The following is a 17,997-nucleotide window of genomic DNA, read 5'->3' on the forward strand; positions in this document are numbered from 1 at the left end:
GCCCCTCCTCGTGAAGGAGCGGTCCGGCGGCGAAGGTCAGGACCCGCAGCGGCTCTCCGCGCGGTCGTAGCCGAGGGTGTCGAGGAACGAGGTCGGATGCAGGAAGCCCTCCTGCGGCGAGACCGAGACCACCGACTTGTCGCTCGCGAGCAGGATCGGCTGGCGCAGCTGACGGTTCCAATCACGGATCGACAGCGCCTCGCCCTTGAAGGCGGCGAGTTCGAAGTCGGGGCCGAGGATGTAGTCGCGGATGGCGGCGGGCTCGGCGCTGGCGGCGCGCGTCGCCGCCTCGCCCACGGCCCGCACCGCCATCCAGGCGAGCATGTCCTCCACCTGCATGCGGCGCCGGTAGGCGTCGCGGAAGCGGTTCTGCACCTGGACGCCGGCCCATTGCTCGTGCGCCGGGCTCCATGCCGTCGGCACCAGGCCGGCGGTGCCGACCACGGGGCGCGGCTCCCAGGTGTGATAGGGAACGTAGGTGCCGAACACCTCGCTCTCGTCCGCCACGACGACGACGTCGTGCTCGCGCGCGTCCTGCAGGAAGACGGGCATGCGTTGCTGCACCTGGACGTGGCCGGAATCGGTCGTGCGGGCGCCGCCTGTATCCTCGAAGGTGCGCTCCTCGACGATCCTGGCGCCGAAGCGTGCGGCGGCGCGCTTCACCGCGGCCGCGAACGCCGCGTCCTCGGGGTGCGAGCCGGTGACGAGGAACCAGCGCGTCCACTTCTTCCAGGCGAGATATTGGGCCAGCGCATCGGCCAGCATCGCGCGGCTGGGCACGATGTGGACGACGTTGGCGGGGCAGGTCTCGGTGCGCAGGCGGTCGTCGCGCGCGCCGACGTTGAAGACGAGAAGGCCATGCTCCGCGGCCGCTTCGGCCAAAGCAAGCAGCGCATCGGCCGGCATGTCGACCACGGCGGCGACGGCGCCCGCGGCGGCAAAGGCGTCGATCGCGGCGAAGGCGTCTTCCTCGTTGTCGACGGGGGTCGGCAGGAGGCGATAGTCCTGCCCGGTGAAGCGGCCGGTGGTGTTGTTGTCGGCGATGGCGAGTTCGGCGCCGGCGAGGCCGAAGTCGTCCGTCGGCCGGTCCATGATGGACAGCGTGAGCCGGCGCTCCTGGGGGTAGATATAGCCGATCGCGATCCGCTCGGCGTCGGCCGCGGCGGCGTCCCAGGGCGCGGCGAGCGACAGGCCCAGCCACCCGGCTGCGGCGAGGCTGACGCCCGCGATCGCCCGGCTCCAACGGCGTCTCAATTTTTCCACCCTAAGTTACGAACTTGTTTTTGTTCCGCGTATGCGGTTCGGTCGAGCCGACGAAAAATTAGACTTTAAGTCAACAGTTTTACGGTGCGACCATAGTATAGGTACAGTCGCGGGGTGACGTTTTAGTCCTGAACGACGAAAATACCGCCCGGGAGGATGGCGTGACACCAAAAAACACCGCGCCGGGCGCTCATCGGGACCGGCGCGATGCTTACGGCGCCGCCCGAAGGTGACGGCGAGACGGGCACCCGTCCCGTCGGGCTGCGACCCCCTGCCGCGCCGGCCGGCGCCGGGTGGCGCGACTTTGGTCGGCCCGTCGGGCGGTTGCGCCGGCAGCAATCGACGCGCCTCGTACACAAAACAGCTAGATCGTCGACGTGGGGAGGAATGAGATGGTCGAAAACGTTCGGGATGGCCCAAAAGCGACAGTGCGACACGATCTTGCATGGCAGACCCGCATTCGGCTGCAACCCAAAATACTCGGGTAAGCCAAAACGGGCATTCCCTTTGCACTGGAGGACGCGTCAACCGAGACTTTAGTGCAAAGGGAAACCAACATGCCGATCATTCAACTCGTGGTCGCCGTCTGCCTCAATGCGAATCCCTCGGCTTGCACCGAGGAGCGGATTTCGTTCCTGGAGAATACGACGCCCACGTCCTGCACAATGCGGGCCATGCCCTACCTCGCCCAATGGGCCGGGGAGCATCCGCAGTATAAGATCATGAGCTGGAAGTGCAGCTATCCGAACGTGGACGAGCAGGACGCCTGACACCCGCCCAGCCTGCGCTGACGGTGGATGAGGTTCATCACGCCTACGGACGCAAGGCGGCGCTGAAGGGCGTTTCCTTCACCATCGAGCCGGGGCGGTTCACTGCCCTGCTCGGACCCAACGGAGCCGGCAAGACGACGCTGTTCGGTCTCCTGACGCGGCTGATCGCGCTGCAATCCGGCACGATCCGGATCGAGGGGGTCGACATCGGCGCCGGCGCGGCCGCGCTTGCACCGCTCGGCCTGGTGTTCCAGCAACCGACGCTCGACCTCGACCTGAGCGTGCGGCAGAACCTCGCCTACTTCGCCGCCCTGCGCGGCATCGGCCGGCGCGAGGCGAAGGCGCGCATCGCCGCCGAGTTGACGCGCCTCGAGATGGCGGACCGGGCGCGCGAGAGTGTGCGCGCCCTCAACGGCGGCCACCGACGCCGCGTGGAGCTGGCGCGGGCCCTGCTGCACGAGCCCAGCGTCCTCCTGCTCGACGAGCCGACCGTCGGCCTCGACGTCGAGGCGCGGTCGCGGATCTGCCGGCATGTCCACGCCCTGGCGCACGAGCGCGGGCTGGCCGTCCTGTGGTCGACCCACCTGATCGACGAGGTGTGGCCGGACGACGACCTCGTCGTGCTGGGCGAGGGCGCGGTGCTGGCGACCGGCACCGGCCGCGACATCGTCGCCCGGACCGGTGCGGCGGACCTTGCCGAGGCGTTCACCCGGCTGACCGGCGTCCCGTCCACCCGCGCGCCGTCGCCGGGTGCCGCGCTCGAACCGGCGGGCCGCGCATGAGCCCCTCCGGCCCCCTCACAGCCGCGCCCCCCGCGCCCTCCTCCGCCGGCACGCCCGCGCCCGGCCCCGCCGGCACGCCCGCGCCGGACAGCGTGGCGCCGGTCGGCCCGCGCCCGCCGACGCCGCCGCTCGGCGCACGCGCCTACCTGCGCGCCGGCCTCGGCATCGCCACGCGCGAGCTTCTGCGCTTCGTGCAACAGCGGGGGCGCTTCATCGCCGCCCTGGTGCGGCCGCTGGTGTGGCTCATCGTCTTCGCCGCGGGGTTCCGCGCGGTCCTCGGCATCGCCATCCAGCCGCCTTATCAGACCTACATCACCTACGACGTCTACATCGTCCCCGGCCTGATCGGCATGATCCAGCTCTTCAACGGCATGCAATCCTCGCTGTCGATGGTCTACGACCGCGAGATGGGGTCGATGCGCGTGCTGATGACGACACCGCTGCCGCGCGCGTTCCTGCTGTCGGCCAAGCTGATGGCCGGCGTCATCGTCTCCATCGTCCAGGTCTATGCCTTCCTCGCCGTCGCCGCCGCGTTCGGCATCGTGCTGCCGTGGGAGGGCTATATCGCCGTCTTCCCGGCGCTGGTGCTGTCGGGCATGATGCTGGGGGCGATCGGGATGTTCCTGTCGTCGACCATCAGCCAGCTTGAAAACTTCGCCGGGGTGATGAACTTCGTCATCTTTCCGAGCTTCTTCCTGTCCTCGGCGCTCTACCCGCTGTGGCGCATGAAGGAGTCGAGCGTGATCCTGTGGCAGATCTCCTCGGCGAACCCGTTCACCCACGCCGTCGAGATGATCCGCTTCGCGCTCTACGCCCAGGCCGACTGGATGGCGACGGGTATCGTGGCGGCGGTCCTCGTGGTGTTTCTCGTCCTGGGGCTGCGGGGGTACGACCCGTCCAAGGGCTTGCGCGTGCGGGGCCGCCCGTCGGACTGAACGAACGGCCGCCGGCCCGCCGCCGCGGCGACGAAGAGACGCTCCAACGCGTCCATCAATGAGCGCCACCCGCGCTCGGGGAGTGAGACATGACACGCTTCGGCCGATCGCTGATCGCCCTGGCCGGCACGCTCGCCGTGCTCGGCTCGTGGCTGCCGTCCGGCCCCGCCGGCGCGGACGAACTGCCCACCGTGCGGCTCGCGCTGCTCAAGTTCGGCACCGTCAACTGGGAGGCCGACACCATCGTGCGCGAAGGCCTCGACACCGCGAACGGCTTCCACCTCGAGATCGTCCCCTTCGCCGGCGGCAACGCCACTCAGGTCGCGCTGCTGTCGGGCGATGTCCACGTGTCGACGGGGGACTGGCTCTTCGCCTCGCGCCAGCGGGCGATGGGGGCGGCGATGACCTTCGTGCCTTACTCCACCTCCATGGGCGGGGTGGTGGCCCGGTGCGACGCGGGCTACGAAGGACTGGCCGACCTCGCCGGCAAGACCATCGGCGTCGCCGGCGGCCCGCTCGACAAGAGCTGGCTGATGATCCGCGGCATGGCCGAGGGCGAACTCGGCCTCGATATCGCCGGCGAGACGCGCCAGGTCTTCGGCGCGCCGCCGCTGCTGGCCGAGAAGCTGCGGCAGGGCGAGCTCGATGCCGCGCTCAACTACTGGCACTACAACGCGCGGCTGGAGACGGAGGGTTACTGCGAGATCGTCTCCGCCCAGGACGCCGCGGAGGCGCTGGGTGCGCGCGGCGAGCTCTCGGCCATCGGCTACATCTTCGACGAGGAGTGGGCGGACGCCAACCCGCGCGTCGCAGCCGGATTCGTCGCCGCCTCGCACGCCGCCAAGGCGTTGCTGGCAAAGGACGACGCCGCGTGGGAGCCGTTGCGCGAAGCGATGAACGCCGAGAACGACGCGGTCTTCGCGCAATTGGTGAAGCGCTGGCGCGAGGGCGTCCCGACGAGCCCGCCGGCCCAGGAAGAGGCCGACACCGCCGCCGTCTACGCCTACCTCGCGAAGGTCGGCGGGGAGGCGCTGGTGGGTCCGGCACGCACGATGGCGCCGGGGACCTTCTGGTCCGGCCTCGCCGCCGCCGACTGAGCCGATGACCGATACCACCGACACCACGCCGGCGGCGAGCGGGCCCGTCTCCACCGGCCGCCCCCGTGCCGCGATTACCGTCCGGCCGGCGCGCCGGGCATGGCTGGGCGGCCGGGCGATCGCCTCCGCCCTGTCGGTCGCGGCCTTCTTCGCGGTATGGCTGATGGGGACGTGGTGGATGGGGCCGCGCCTGTGTCCGGGCCCGGTCGCGGTGTTCCAGTTCATCGTCGCCGAGACGGCCTCGGGCGAGCTGCCGACGCAGCTCGGCATCACGCTGGCGCGCGTGGCCGCGGCGTTCGTCATCGCCATGGCCATCGGCCTGGCGGCGGGGCTCGTAATGGGCCGTTCGCCTCTCGCCAACACCATCGGCGAGCCGTGGCTGATCCTGCTCCTCAATGCGCCGGCGCTGATCGTCATCGTGCTGGCTTATATCTGGATCGGCCTCACCGAATCGGCGGCCATCCTGGCGGTGGCGATCAACAAGATCCCCAACGTCACGGTCACCATCCGCGAAGGCGCGCGGGCGACGGATCCGCAGTTGATGGAGATGGCCAGGATCTACCGCTTCTCTCGCGCCAAGACGCTGCGCAACGTCACGTTGCCGCAGCTCCAGCCCTACGTCGCCGCCGCCGCACGCTCGGGACTGGCGCTGATCTGGAAGATCGTCCTCGTGGTCGAGCTGCTCGGCCGCTCCAACGGCGTCGGCTTCCAGATCCACCTTTATTTCCAGATGTTCGACGTGCGCGCCATCCTCGGCTACACGCTGGCCTTCGTCGCGATCATGCTGGTGGTGGAGTTCGCGCTGGTGCAGCCGCTGGAGGCGCGGGCCAACCGCTGGCGCCCGAGGCCGGCCTGAGATGCAGGCGACGAGTGCCCCCGCACCGCCCTTCGCGGTCGACATCGCCGGCAAGTCCCACCGCGGTGCGGACGGGGCCGAGGTCGCCGTGCTCGACCACGTGTCGTTCACCCTGCCGCGCAACACCTTCACCGCGCTGATCGGCCCCTCCGGCTGCGGTAAGACGACGACGCTGCGCATCCTCACCGGGCTCGACACCGCCTACACCGGCACGGTCGACCCGGCGCTCGCCGAGGCGCGCATCGCCGTCGCCTTCCAGGAGCCCCGCCTCCTCCCCTGGCGCACGGTGGCCGACAATGTCGCCCTCGCGCTGCCGGACGGGGCGGACAAGGCGGCCCGCGTCGCCGAGGCGCTGGCGGACGTCGGCCTCGCGGGGTTGGAGGCCCGTTTCCCGGCGGAACTGTCGCTGGGGCAGGCGCGACGGGCGGCCCTCGCCCGCGCCTTCGCCGTGCGGCCGGACGTCCTCTATCTGGACGAACCCTTCGTGTCGCTCGACGAGGCGAGTGCGCAGCACCTTCGTGCGCTGCTCCTCGCCTTGTGGCAGCGAGAGCGCGTCACCGTCCTGATGGTGACGCACAACGTGCGCGAGGCGGTTCAGCTCGCCGACCGGATCGTCCTGATGAGCGCGCGCCCGGCGCAGGTCGTCGCCGCCATTGACGTGCCGCTGCCGAGGGACCAACGAGATCCGGCCGCGGTGACGGAATTTGCCGAGGCCCTCTCGCGGCGGCATCCGACCATAGTCGCGCTCTAACTTTGGCCGTCAGGCTTTACCGTTCGAGGCCTATGATCAACACCACGGCCCATACGCCAGCATCGCCATCGCCCGCGATGACCGCGCAGCTCAAGTGACGGACATGGACGGACGTTCAGCGGACCATCCGCCCGGGCAGGGGCCGCGCTCCCGCCCCGGCCGGCGCAATCCCGCCACCCCGAAGGGCCGCCAGGTCGACGAGGCGACCGTCGAGGACGTGCGCGCGATCCTGCGCCCGATGCCCCCGCGGCGTGACCTCTTGATCGAGGCGCTGCACAAGGTGCAGGACCGCATCGGCTACCTGCACGCGCGCCACCTCGCCGCCATCGCCGAGATCTTCCGCCTGTCGCAAGCCGAGGTGCACTCGGTCGCCAGCTTCTACCACCACTTCGACATCGTGAAGGAGGGCGCGCTCCCGCCGCCGCCGGTGACGCTGCGCATCTGCGACGGGATCGCCTGCCAGATGGCCGGCGCCGCGGCGCTGACCGAGGCGATGACCCGCGCCAGTGACCCGGCGCGCGTGCGCGTGCAGTCCGTCCCCTGCATCGGCCGGTGCGACGGGGCACCCGCGGCCCACATCGGCCGCCGCGCCGTCGACCGGGCGACGCCCGAGCTTCTCACCGCGGGCCTCGCCGGCCCCACCACCCCCGTCGTCGCCGACTACGAGCGGCTGGACGCCTACCGTGCGAGCGGCGGCTACCGCGCGCTCGCCAAGGTGCTGGCCGGCGAGATCGACGCGGACGCGGCCATCGCGACGATGTCCGACGCCAAGTTGCGGGGGCTGGGCGGGGCGGGTTTCCCCGCGGGGCGCAAGTGGGGCTTCGTGCGCGGTTATCCCGGCCCGCGGCTGATGACCATCAACGGGGACGAGGGCGAGCCCGGCACCTTCAAGGACCGCTACTGGCTGGAGCGCCACCCGCACCGCATGTTCGAGGGGGCGCTGATCGCCGCCAAAATCGTCGAGGCGGAGCGCATCTATCTCTACATGCGCGACGAGTATCAGGGCGTCCTGGAGATCCTGCGGCGCGAGATCGCCGCGCTCGACGCGGCCGGGCTGACCCATGTGCCGATCGAGCTGCGGCGCGGCGCGGGCGCCTACATCTGCGGCGAAGAGTCGGCGATGATCGAGTCGATCGAGGGCAAGCGCGGCCTGCCGCGGCACCGCCCGCCGTACATCGCCGAGGTGGGTCTCTTCGGCCGCCCGACGCTCAACCACAACATCGAGACGCTGTTGTGGATCCCCACCATCCTCAACGACGGCGCCGCCGCCTTCGCCTCGCAGGGATGGGACGAGAACCACGCGGGCCTGCGCTCCTTCTCGGTGTCGGGCCGCGTCGCCGAGCCCGGCGTGAAGCTGGCACCCGCCGGCATCCCGGTCCGCCGTCTCATCGCCGACTATTGCGGCGGTATGGCGCCAGGGCACGTCTTCAAGGCCTTCTTGCCGGGCGGCGCCTCCGGCGGCATCCTGCCGGCCTCGATGGGCGACCTGCCGCTCGACTTCGGCACCTTTGAGAAGCACGGCGGGTTCGTCGGCAGCCATGCGGTGGTGATCCTGTCGGACCAGGATTCGGTGCACGACGTCGCCGTCAACCTGATGCGCTTCTTCCGCAACGAGAGCTGCGGCCAGTGCACCCCCTGCCGCTCGGGGACCGACAAGATGGTGCGCATGCTGGAAGCCGGCGGCCTCGACCCGTCGCTGGCGCAGGATCTGATGGTGGTGATGCGCGACAGCTCGATCTGCGGTCTCGGCCAGGCCGCGTCCAACTCGGTCGCCCACCTGTTGCAGCATTTTCCGGAGGACGTCCTATGAACGCGCCTTTGACGGACCTGAAGCCCATCCCCTTCACGCTCGACGGCGAAGAGGTCGAGGCGCTGCCCGGCGAGACGATCTGGGAGGTCGCGACGCGCCTCGGCAAGTCGATCCCGCATCTGTGCCACCGCCCCAAGCCCGGCTACGCGCCGGACGGCAACTGCCGCGCCTGCATGGTCGAGGTCGAGGGCGAGCGCACGCTCACCGCCTCGTGCGTGCGCCGCCCGGCCGCGGGAATGGTCGTCGCCTCCACCGGCGAGCGGGTCGAGAAGAACCGCGCCCTGGTGTTCGAGCTTCTCGCCTCCGACATGCCGGACCGCGCCGCCAGCCCCGACCCGGACGCCGCCTTCTGGACCCAGGCGGCCCTGACCGAGGTCGGCGACCTGCGCCGCTTCCCCTCCGCGCGCCCCGGCGCCGGCCAGGCGATCCCGGTCGAGAGCATCTTCCGTGACAACTCGCACCCGTCGATCGCGGTGAACCTCGACGCGTGCATCGCCTGCAACCTTTGCGAACGGGCGTGCGTCGAGGTGCAGGCGAACGACGTCATCGGCATGATGGAGCGCGGCATGGGCGCGCTGCCGGCGTTCGACGTGCACGACCCGATGGGCCACTCCACCTGCGTCGCCTGTGGCGAGTGCGTGCAGGCCTGCCCCACCGGCGCCCTAATGGAACGCACCGTCCTCGACGCGGACGCCACCCACCGCGCGGTAGTCGCCGACGAGGTGGTGAACAGCGTCTGCCCGTTCTGCGGCGTCGGCTGCCAGACCGAGGTTTCGGTCAAGGACAACCGCATCATCAAGGTGGACGGGCGCGACGGTCCGGCCAACCACAACCGCCTGTGCGTGAAAGGCCGCTTCGGGTTCGACTACGTCCTCTCTCCCGAGCGGCTGACCAAACCCCTCGTCCGCCGCGACGACGCGCCCAAGACCGCCGACGCCGACATGACCTTCGCGGACATCCCCAAGGTGTTCCGCGAGGCCACCTGGGACGAGGCGCTGGAGCGCGCGGCGGCCGGCTTCACCGCGATCCGCGATGCCGACGGCGGCGGCGCGCTGTGCGGCTTCGGCTCGGCCAAGGGCACCAACGAGGAGGCCTACCTCTTCCAGAAGCTCATCCGCCAGGGGTTCGGCACCAACAACGTCGACCACTGCACGCGGCTGTGCCACGCATCCTCCGTCGCGGCGCTGATGGAGGGGGTCGGCTCCGGCGCGGTCTCGGCGCCGTTCACCGCCGTCGACGACGCCGACTGCATCATCATCATCGGCGCGCGGCCGGCGCAGAACCACCCCGTCGCGGCGACCTTCTTCAAGGCGGCGGCCAAGCGCGGCGCCAAGCTGATCGTCATGGATCCGCGCCACCAGGGGCTGATGCGCTACGCCTCGCACCCGGTCATCTTCACCCCCGGCCGCGACGTCGCTCTCCTCAACGCGATGCTCCACGTGATCGTCACCGAGGACCTCGTCGACCGGCAGTATATCCAGGCCAACGTCGACGGGTTCGAGGCACTCGCCGCCAAGGTGGCCGACTTTTCGCCCGAGGCGATGGAGCCGGTGTGCGGCGTCCCGGCCGAGACCATCCGCGACATCGCCCGCACCTACGCCACCGCCGAGCGGTCGATCATCTTCTGGGGCATGGGCGTCTCGCAGCACGTCCACGGGACCGACAATTCGCGCGCCCTCATCGCGCTGGCGCTGGTGACCGGCCACGTCGGCCGCGAGGGCACCGGCCTGCACCCGCTGCGCGGGCAGAACAACGTGCAGGGCGCGTCGGACGCGGGCCTCATCCCGATGCTCTATCCGGACTACATCTCGGTCGAGGATCCGGACGTGCGCGCCCACTACGAGGACGCCTGGGGCCGCACGCTGGACCCCGCCAAGGGCCTCACCGTGGTGGAGATCATGGACGCGGTGCACGCCGGCGCGATCCGCGGCATGTACGTCATGGGCGAGAATCCGGCGATGTCGGACCCGGACCAGCACCACGCCCGCGCCGCCCTCGCGCATCTCGACCATCTCGTCGTGCAGGACATCTTCCTGACCGAGACGGCCTGGTTCGCCGACGTGATCCTCCCCGCCTCGGCCCAGGCCGAGAAGTGGGGCACCACCACCAACACCAACCGCCAGGTGCAGATGAACCGCCCCGCCATCGCGCCCCCCGGCGAGGCGCGGCAGGACTGGGAGCTGATCGTGGCGCTGGCGCACGGCGTCGGCCTCGATTGGCGATACGGCGGCGTCGACGAGGTGTACGCCGAGATGGCGAGCCACATGCGCTCGCTCGACAACATCACCTGGGCGCGGATCGACGCCGAGCACGCCGTCACCTACCCCTGCGCCGGGCCGGACCAGCCGGGTGCCGACATCATCTTCCGCGAGGCCTTCCCCACCCCGTCGGGCCGGGCCAAGGTCGTGCCGACCGACCTCGTCCCGCCCGACGAGATGCCGGACGCGGACTACCCGCTGGTCCTCACCACCGGGCGGCTGCTGGAGCATTGGCACACCGGGGCGATGACCCGCCGGTCCGCCGCGCTGGAGGCGCAGGAGCCGGTGCCGATCGTCGCCATGCACCCGCGCGACATCGAGGGCGGCGGCCTCCGGCCCGGGCAGAAGGTGCGCGTCGAGACCCGGCGCGGCGCCATCTCGCTGACCCTGCGGGCCGACCGGGACGTCACCCGCGGGATGATCTTCATCCCGTTCTGCTACGGCGAGGCGCCGGCCAACTTCCTGACGAACCCGCAGCTCGACCCGTACGGCAAGATCCCGGAGTTCAAGTTCTGCGCGGCGCGGCTGAGCGCGATCGACTGAGCGGGTCCGCCCCCGCCCGCCTCAGTGCGGGATCGCGCGCATCCGCCGGGCGATATACCGGTCCCAGGTCCGCGTTTCGTCGCCGTGGCGGCAATAGGCGGCGACGATGCGGCCTTTGACGAGGCTGGTGTGCTCGGCGATGAAATCGAAACACGCCGCCTCGGTCGCGAGGCAGCCGGAGCGGCGTTTCGCGCCGCCCGCGCCGCTGCCGTCGAAGTAGGTCAGCACCGCGCTCCAGCCGCCGGGCTCGCCGGCCCGGCAGGTCGCGGACGCCGCCGGTGCCGTGCCGAACGCGAGGAACGTGCCGACGAGGGCGCCCAGCGCCAGGACGGCGATGCCGACGTCGCCGCGCGGCGCCGCGGGCCGGGACATGCCGGCGCGCTCGGGACGCATCGGGCCGAGAGCTGTCATGATTCCGCTCATGCTCAATTGTGCTGAGCGTCAATTATCAGCGGTTTATTGCAGCGCGGTGGCGCTCGGTGGCGGCCGCCCGCCTCAGGCCAGCGCCGGGGCGAGGTGGGGCGGCAGGTCGAACTCGGCGGCCATTCGGGCGCGCGCCTCGGGCGACATCTTGCGCGCGGTCTTGGTCAGGATGCGCATCACGTCGTCGTCCTGGTGCTTGGCCGCGAACGCCGCGAAATAATGCCGCACGAAGACGAAGCAGATCGTGTCCTCTAGGAGCTGCGTGTCGGGGTTGCGCTTGATGCCCTCCTTGCGCAGCAGGCTGGAGACGGCGGCCCGTTCGGCCTCGCCGTAGCCGGCGTCCGCCATCAGCTCGGCCACGCGCTCGGCGTGGAAGCGGCCGAGGTCGGTGCGCCAGGCGAGGTAGCCGGCGCGCCCCTCGGGGTAGCTCTCGCGCGGGCTCTTCCAGCGCTCGATGTGTTGGCCGCGGGCGGCGATCTTTACCGCTTCGGGCGCATCCGGGGCGAGGCGGGCGAGCTCCTCGCTCATCCGCTCGCCGTAGAGCACCTCGGCCGGCCGGCCGGTCGCCTGATCGAGGTTCGGATCGGCCGCGTTGGCTGCGTCGATGGCCGCGATGACGCGCTCGAAGCGCTCGCTCATAGGGGGCTCCCGGTTGCGCCATGATGGTGGCGGCCCCCGGCCCCGCCGGGTGTGCCGCCTCCATCGCTCAGCCCGAGGTTATCCCATTCGCGCCGCTTGTGAACCGGGGGGCGGGCGGCCTCCCCGGCTCCGACGCCCCCTCAGGCCGCCTCGCGCGCCAACTCGCCGGCGATGTCGTCCACCGCCTTCTCGAAGCGGTCGAACATGTCGTCCACCTCGGACTCGGAGATGATGAGCGGCGGGGCGAAAGCGCACGCGTCTCCCACCGGCAGGCCGCGGATGATGAGCTGGTAGGCTTCCTCCGCGCGCTCTTTGATGCGCTTGCCGACGCCGAGCGAGGGGTCGAAGAAGCGGCCGGACGCCTTGTCGGCCATCAGCTCGACCGCCCCCATCAGGCCCGCGTAACGCACCTCGCCCACCAGCGGGTGCTCGGCGATGCGGTCCATCCGCGCCGCGAAGCGCTGCGAGACCTTTTTCACGTGGCCGCCGATGTCGCGCCGTTCCATCAGCTCGAGCACCTTGAGCGCCACCGCGCAGGCCACCGGGTGGCCCGAATAGGTGGTGCCGTGGGCGAAGTAGCCGAGGCCGTGCGAACCGCTCTCCATCCCCTCGTACATCTCGCGGTTCATCACGATGGCCGACAAGGGCTGATACGCCGAGGTCAGCCCCTTGGCGAGCGTCATGGTCGCCGGCTGGATGCCCATCGTCTCGGCGCCCCACAGGTTGCCGGTGCGCCAGAAGCCGTTGATCACCTCGTCGTCCAGGAACAGGATGTCGTACTTGGCGAGGATCTCCTGCACCCGCGCGTAGTAGGGCTCCGGCGGGACGACGACGCCGCCCGCCCCGGTCACCGGCTCGGCGATGAAGGCGGCGACCGTCTCCGGCCCGGCGGCGATGATCGTCTCCTCCAGCTCGCGCGCCAGCCGCTCGGCGAATTCGGAGCGCGTCTCGCCGGGCTGGGCGCCGTGCAGGTAGTTGGGGTCGGCCACATGCAGCACCTGCGGCAGCGGCAGGTCGAACGCGCGGTGGTTGACCTGGATCCCGGTCAGGCTCGTCGCCCCCACCGTGGCGCCGTGGTAGCCGTTGATGCGGCTGATGATCTTCTTCTTCTGCGGCCGGCCGATGGCGTTGTTGTAGTACCAGACGAACTTCATCAAGAAGTCGTTCGCCTCCGAGCCCGACAGCGCGAAGTAGATCATCGGGTCGTCCATCGGCACCATGGCCGACAGCTTCTCGGCAAGGTCGATCGCCGGGTTCACCGTCTTGTAGGCGACGGTGTGGTAGTAGGGGAGCTTGCGCATCTGCTCCACCGCGGCGTCCACCAGCTCCGACTCGCCGAAGCCGAGCGAGGTGCACCACATGCCGCCCGCGCCCTCCAGAAACGGCTTGCCGTTCTCGTCGTGGACGAAGATGCCCTCACCCGCGGTGATGACGGAGGGCCCCTTTTCCCGGTGCGCCTTCAGCTCGACATAGCCATGGACGAGGTGGCGCACGTCGCGTGCGGCGGCGGAGTTCTTGAGCACGGGGGGTCTCCTGTCAGCATTCGGGGCGAGCCTACACGATGCGGCGAAGGCGCGGGGATGCAAAGTGGTCGGCCCGGCCCCGGCGCGACAGGGCCACACTTTGGGCGGCACGATCCAACCTCCCTTATTGGCGTGGCCGCGCAGCTGGCCCATGCTGCGATCGCGCGATTGCATCCTGTGCCCACCCAACCCGAGAGGCCCGTCATGGCGCTCGCCGATGCCGAACTCATCCTCCCCGCCCCCGAAATGGCCGCGGGCGGCGCCTACGTCGACGGCGCCTTCGTGCCGATCGAGGACGCCAAGATCTCCGTGATGGATTTCGGCGTCACCCGGTCGGACTGCACCTACGACGTCGTCAGCGTATGGCAGGGCCGCTTCTTCCGGCTCGACAAGCACCTCGACCGCTTCATCGCCAGTTGCGAGCGGCTGCGCCTCGCACTGCCGCTGTCGCGCGCCGAGCTGGAGGCCATGCTGCACCGCCTCGTCGCACTGACCGGGCTGGAGGACGCCTACGTGTCGATGACGCTGACGCGCGGGCGGCCCCGTCCGAACGGCCCGCGCCGCGACCCGCGCGCCTGCGTGCCGACCTTCTACGCCTACGCGATCCCCTTCGTGTGGCTGGTCGACGAGCCGACGCGCGCCAACGGCATCGGGCTCAAGATCGCGGACACCGTGACGCGCATTTCACGCCGCTCGGTCGACCAGCGCACCAAGAACTACCACTGGCTCGATCTCGAGATGGCCTTGATCGACGCGCTCGACGACGGGGCCGACGCGGTCGTCCTGAAGGACGACGAAGGGCACATCACCGAAGGCCCCGGCTACAACGTCTTCGCCTACAAGGACGGCGTGTGGTCGACCCCCGACACCAATATCCTCGAAGGGATCACCCGCGCCACCGTGCTCGACATGCTGAGCGAAATGAACGTCGGCGCGGCGGTGCGGCCGATGGTGCCGGACGATCTTTTCGGTGCCGAGGAAGTGCTGGTGACGAGCACCGCGGGCGGCGTGATGCCGGTGACCCGCGTCAACGGCGCCCCCGTCGGCGACGGTGCGCCCGGTCCGCAGTTCGAGCGGCTGAAGGCGCTCTACTGGGAGAAGCACACCGACCCGGCATGGTCCGTCCCGGTCGACCGCAAGGTCTGACCCCAGCCGAGCGGTGTCCGCCGAACCTACACCGCCGCCGCCAGCTGCCTCGCCGGCGTGATCGCGAGGCTGCCGGAGGCCATCCGCTTCACCGTCGCGTCCGGGTCCACGACCACCGTGGTGAACGGGCTCTCGATGATCGCCGGGCCGGGGAGCGCGGTCTCGGTGCCCAGGCTGTCGAAGCTGCGCACCGCCGCATCGGTCCAGCCGTAGCCGGGGAAGAAGGCGGGGCGGCGCCCGTCGATCGCCTTGGCGGCGCCGGCAGTGAGGTCGAACCGATCGGTCTCGCGCAGGCGGCAGGAGACGCGGGCGGCCCAGCCGATCACCTCGATCTCCGATTCCGGATCGTGGATCGCGAACACCTCTTCGTGCGCGGCGTGGAAGGCGGCGACGAGGGCGCGCACGTCGGCCACGCTCGCGAACCGCGCGGTGGGGACCGCGACCTCGATCTCCCACACCTGGTCCGGGTAGCGGGCCTCGGCGAAAAGCTCGATCGTGTGGCCGACCGACCCTGCGCCCGGCCCCGCCACGAACGCCTCGCACTGCGCCCGCAACCCGTCGAGGACGGCGTCGACGGCGGCGGCGTCGAACGCGCCGGTGTGGCTGAACTGGGTGGAGCGGAACTCGGCCGAGAGATCCGACATCAGCGCCCCCGCGGCCGACAGCGCCGCCCCGACCTCCGGGATGACGAGGAGCGGGCATTCGAGCCGTGTCGCCACCATCGCCGAGTTGAGGCCGGCCGCGCCGCCGCCGCCGATCAGCACCGCACTCGCCGGGTCGATACCCTGGTTGACGGTGATCTCCATGATCGCCTGCACCATGTTCTCGGTCGCCACACGCACCACCGCGGCCGCCGCCTCCTCCGCCGAGAGGCCGAGCTGGCCGCACAGATGCGCCTCGATCGCCCCGCGCGCCGCATCGACCGACAGCGCCATGGCCCCGCCCAGGAAGTGCGCCGGGTCGAGGTATCCCAGCACCAGGCAGGCATCGGTGAGCGTGGGCTTGGTGCCGCCCTGACCGTAACTCGCCGGCCCCGGCCTGGCCCCGGCCGACTGCGGGCCGACGTGCAGCATGCCGCCGTCGTCGACCCAGGCGATGGACCCCCCGCCGGCGCCGATGGAGCGCACGTCGACGGAGGGGAAGCCCGTCATGTGTCCGCGATAGGGCGCGCCGATCCACGTCTCGCGGGTGCGCGGGATGCGCCCGCCGCGCACCAGGCTGAGGTCGTAGGTGGTGCCGCCTGTGTCGGCGATGACGGCGTTCTGGAACGCGGCGTCCTCGCCGGCGAAGTGCCGCCCCGCGACGGGCGCCATCGACGGGCCGGAGTTGATGAGGTGGACCGGATGGGCGGCGGCGTCCGCCGCGTCGATCACCCCGGCGTTGGAGGTGACGATCAGCGTCCGCCCCTTGAACCCGGCCTCTTCGAGGCGGCGCGTGAGATCGCGCATATAGCTCCCCATCAGCGGCTTCAACGAGGCGTCGATCACGGTCGAGGACGCACGCCGGTACTCCCGCAGCGACGGGTTGAGCTGGTGGCTCAGCGTATAAGGCACACCGGGCAGGTGCGTCTCGACGAGCGCGCCGACACGCCTTTCGTGCGCCCCGTTGAGGATCGACCACATGAGGCAGACACCGACCGCCTCCACCCCCTTCGCCTTCATGTCCGCCAGCGCGTCGACGAGGGCCGCCTCGTCGAGCGGCGTCTTGACCGAGCCGTCGGCGAGCACGCGCTCCGTCACTTCATAAGTGAGAGAGCGGGGCACATAAGGGGCCGGGAAACCGACGGCGAAATTGAAGACATCGGTGCGGCCCCCTTCGCGCAGGACGAGGATGTCGGGATGGCCGCGGGTGGTGAGGAAGGCGGTCTTGGCGGTGTTGCCCGTGATGATGGCGTTGATCGCGTGGGTCGTCCCGTGGATGAAGAGCTCGCCCTCGCCCAGCAGATCGGCCAGCGTGCGCCCCATCCCGTCGGCGGCGACGGCGAGACTGTCGATCACGCCGCGGATGGGGTCGTCGGGCGTGGTGGAAGCCTTGAACATGCGCAGCGCGCCCTCCCCGTCCTCCACGATGAGATCGGTGAACGTTCCCCCGGTATCGACCGCAAAGCGCATGCAACTTCCCCCTCACCTGGCGATCTGGACCGAGCAACTGCGATGCCGGGTGGCGCCGCAGTGCGCCGCGGTCCGATCTTTTGGTCGCGCGGCCCTCAATCCAACCACGGCGGGAGCGCTCACAGTGGAGCCCTGGCGCGAGGAGGCCGGCGATGACGAATGCTGCGACGAATACGCTCCGCGCCCGGCCGATCGGCATGTTGATCGCCGGTGCGCTGCTCTACGGCCTCTTCTTTCCGTTCAACAAGATGGCGGCGGAGGCGGGGGCGCCGTTCTTCTCCCACGCCTTCTGGCAGTCGTTCGGGGCGGGCGTGGCGCTTTGGGTGGTGGCGGCGGCGCGCGGCACCCCGGTCCATGTCTCCTGGCCCTATCTGCGGGCCTACGTGATGATCGGCGGCAGCGGCATCGGTCTGCCGATGGCGCTGCTGACCTTCGTTGCGCCGCACCTGCCGGCCGGGCCACTGTCACTGGTGATGGCCCTGTCGCCGACCTTCACCTACCTGCTGGCGGTGATGGTAGGGATCGACCGGTTCGTCGCGCTGGGGCTCGTCGGGATCCTCGTCGGCCTGGCGGGCGTGGCGGTGATCGTGGTGCCGGACGCGGCGCTCCCGTCTCCCGAAGCGGCGGGGTGGTTCATGCTGGCGCTGGCGGCACCGGTGATGTTCGCCGTCGCCAACGTGTCGGCCGCGGTGCTGCGGCCACCTGCGACGACATCGGTCGTGCTGGGCTGCGGGACGATGCTGGGCTCGGCCGCCGTGGTGCTGGTGTGCGCCGTGGCGACGGGCCAGCTGATGCTGCCGACGGAGCCGATGCAGCTGATCCCGGCCGTCGCGACCGCGGCGATCAACGCGACCTTCATCGTCCTCTTCGCCGAGATCGTACGGCTCTACGGGCCGACCTTCTTCGCTCAGTTCAACTACCTGGCGGTGATCGCCGCGCTCTTCTGGGGCTTCGTCTTCTTCGGCGAGCGGCCGAACGGCTTCGTCGCCGTCGCACTGCTTCTGATGGTCGTCGGCGTGGTCCTCACGGAGTTGCGCCACCGCCTGACGCCGAAGCCCTGATCGCCGCCGCTCGACGCACTCCGTGCCCG

The 17,997-nt window shown here is 70.4% G+C and carries 15 protein-coding genes; 10 read left to right on the forward strand and 5 right to left on the reverse strand.

Going from position 1 to position 17,997, the window contains the following annotated elements; all coding sequences use genetic code 11:
• Positions 1-36 precede the first annotated feature (36 nt).
• Positions 37-1,254, reverse strand: coding sequence for an ABC transporter substrate-binding protein (locus MRB58_RS04415; protein ID WP_244780505.1), 1,218 nt, complete (start codon positions 1,252-1,254; stop codon positions 37-39).
• Between the two features lie 566 nt (positions 1,255-1,820).
• Here MRB58_RS04415 and MRB58_RS04420 point away from each other — a divergent pair.
• The 8 genes from MRB58_RS04420 (at position 1,821) to fdhF (ending at position 11,065) form a co-directional block, all read left to right on the forward strand.
• Positions 1,821-2,033: a hypothetical protein gene (locus MRB58_RS04420; RefSeq protein WP_244780506.1), complete on the forward strand. Its 213-nt coding sequence runs from the start codon at positions 1,821-1,823 to the stop codon at positions 2,031-2,033.
• A 17-nt stretch (positions 2,034-2,050) separates the two neighbouring features.
• Positions 2,051-2,815 (forward strand): ABC transporter ATP-binding protein, encoded by a 765-nt coding sequence (locus MRB58_RS04425; protein WP_371747276.1) that lies wholly within the window; start codon positions 2,051-2,053, stop codon positions 2,813-2,815.
• A 92-nt stretch (positions 2,816-2,907) separates the two neighbouring features.
• Complete coding sequence (locus tag MRB58_RS04430) at positions 2,908-3,750, forward strand: ABC transporter permease (protein ID WP_371747277.1); 843 nt, start codon at positions 2,908-2,910, stop codon at positions 3,748-3,750.
• Positions 3,751-3,839: 89 nt separating this feature from the next.
• Positions 3,840-4,847 carry an ABC transporter substrate-binding protein gene (locus tag MRB58_RS04435; RefSeq protein WP_244780510.1) on the forward strand — a complete coding sequence of 336 codons (1,008 nt, stop codon included), beginning with the start codon at positions 3,840-3,842 and terminating at the stop codon, positions 4,845-4,847.
• Positions 4,848-4,965: 118 nt separating this feature from the next.
• Positions 4,966-5,703: an ABC transporter permease gene (locus tag MRB58_RS04440; RefSeq protein ID WP_371747278.1), complete on the forward strand. Its 738-nt coding sequence runs from the start codon at positions 4,966-4,968 to the stop codon at positions 5,701-5,703.
• Between the two features lies 1 nt (position 5,704).
• Complete coding sequence (locus MRB58_RS04445) at positions 5,705-6,454, forward strand: ABC transporter ATP-binding protein (RefSeq protein ID WP_244780511.1); 750 nt, start codon at positions 5,705-5,707, stop codon at positions 6,452-6,454.
• Between the two features lie 103 nt (positions 6,455-6,557).
• Entirely contained in the window at positions 6,558-8,264 is a 1,707-nt protein-coding gene (locus tag MRB58_RS04450) for an NAD(P)H-dependent oxidoreductase subunit E (RefSeq protein ID WP_244780513.1), read from the forward strand.
• Complete coding sequence (fdhF, locus tag MRB58_RS04455; RefSeq protein ID WP_244780514.1) at positions 8,261-11,065, forward strand: formate dehydrogenase subunit alpha; 2,805 nt, start codon at positions 8,261-8,263, stop codon at positions 11,063-11,065. Before MRB58_RS04450 ends, fdhF begins: the two co-directional genes overlap by 4 nt.
• Positions 11,066-11,086: 21 nt before the next feature.
• Here the strand turns inward: fdhF and MRB58_RS04460 are convergent, their stop codons facing one another.
• The 3 genes from MRB58_RS04460 to MRB58_RS04470 form a co-directional block, all read right to left on the reverse strand.
• Positions 11,087-11,476: a hypothetical protein gene (locus MRB58_RS04460; protein WP_244780515.1), complete on the reverse strand. Its 390-nt coding sequence runs from the start codon at positions 11,474-11,476 to the stop codon at positions 11,087-11,089.
• An 84-nt stretch (positions 11,477-11,560) separates the two neighbouring features.
• Complete coding sequence (locus tag MRB58_RS04465; protein WP_244780517.1) at positions 11,561-12,127, reverse strand: DUF4202 domain-containing protein; 567 nt, start codon at positions 12,125-12,127, stop codon at positions 11,561-11,563.
• A gap of 140 nt (positions 12,128-12,267) precedes the next feature.
• Positions 12,268-13,650, reverse strand: a complete 1,383-nt coding sequence (locus MRB58_RS04470) for an aminotransferase (protein WP_244780518.1) — start codon at positions 13,648-13,650, stop codon at positions 12,268-12,270.
• Positions 13,651-13,854: 204 nt separating this feature from the next.
• On the opposite strand from MRB58_RS04470, the gene MRB58_RS04475 reads away from it, so the two are divergent.
• Positions 13,855-14,796 (forward strand): aminotransferase class IV, encoded by a 942-nt coding sequence (locus tag MRB58_RS04475; protein ID WP_244780519.1) that lies wholly within the window; start codon positions 13,855-13,857, stop codon positions 14,794-14,796.
• Positions 14,797-14,822: 26 nt separating this feature from the next.
• Here MRB58_RS04475 and MRB58_RS04480 read toward each other — a convergent pair whose 3' ends face one another.
• Positions 14,823-16,907 carry a hydantoinase/oxoprolinase family protein gene (locus MRB58_RS04480; protein ID WP_244780523.1) on the reverse strand — a complete coding sequence of 695 codons (2,085 nt, stop codon included), beginning with the start codon at positions 16,905-16,907 and terminating at the stop codon, positions 14,823-14,825.
• A gap of 152 nt (positions 16,908-17,059) precedes the next feature.
• Between MRB58_RS04480 and MRB58_RS04485 the strand changes: the two genes are divergently transcribed.
• Positions 17,060-17,968 (forward strand): DMT family transporter, encoded by a 909-nt coding sequence (locus tag MRB58_RS04485; RefSeq protein ID WP_244780525.1) that lies wholly within the window; start codon positions 17,060-17,062, stop codon positions 17,966-17,968.
• The last annotated feature ends 29 nt before the right edge of the window (positions 17,969-17,997 follow it).

Source organism: Acuticoccus sp. I52.16.1, assembly GCF_022865125.1.
In the GTDB taxonomy this organism is placed as follows: domain Bacteria; phylum Pseudomonadota; class Alphaproteobacteria; order Rhizobiales; family Amorphaceae; genus Acuticoccus.

What these genes read in the sequence shown, in the direction of transcription:
- MRB58_RS04420 (WP_244780506.1), top strand. Translation starts at nt 1,821, where the DNA reads ATGCCGATCATTCAACTCGTGGTCGCCGTCTGCCTCAATGCGAATCCC.
- MRB58_RS04435 (WP_244780510.1), top strand. Translation starts at nt 3,840, where the DNA reads ATGACACGCTTCGGCCGATCGCTGATCGCCCTGGCCGGCACGCTCGCC.
- MRB58_RS04445 (WP_244780511.1), top strand. Translation starts at nt 5,705, where the DNA reads ATGCAGGCGACGAGTGCCCCCGCACCGCCCTTCGCGGTCGACATCGCC.
- MRB58_RS04450 (WP_244780513.1), top strand. Translation starts at nt 6,558, where the DNA reads ATGGACGGACGTTCAGCGGACCATCCGCCCGGGCAGGGGCCGCGCTCC.
- fdhF (WP_244780514.1), top strand. Translation starts at nt 8,261, where the DNA reads ATGAACGCGCCTTTGACGGACCTGAAGCCCATCCCCTTCACGCTCGAC.
- MRB58_RS04460 (WP_244780515.1), bottom strand. Translation starts at nt 11,476, where the DNA reads ATGACAGCTCTCGGCCCGATGCGTCCCGAGCGCGCCGGCATGTCCCGG.
- MRB58_RS04465 (WP_244780517.1), bottom strand. Translation starts at nt 12,127, where the DNA reads ATGAGCGAGCGCTTCGAGCGCGTCATCGCGGCCATCGACGCAGCCAAC.
- MRB58_RS04475 (WP_244780519.1), top strand. Translation starts at nt 13,855, where the DNA reads ATGGCGCTCGCCGATGCCGAACTCATCCTCCCCGCCCCCGAAATGGCC.
- MRB58_RS04480 (WP_244780523.1), bottom strand. Translation starts at nt 16,907, where the DNA reads ATGCGCTTTGCGGTCGATACCGGGGGAACGTTCACCGATCTCATCGTG.
- MRB58_RS04485 (WP_244780525.1), top strand. Translation starts at nt 17,060, where the DNA reads ATGACGAATGCTGCGACGAATACGCTCCGCGCCCGGCCGATCGGCATG.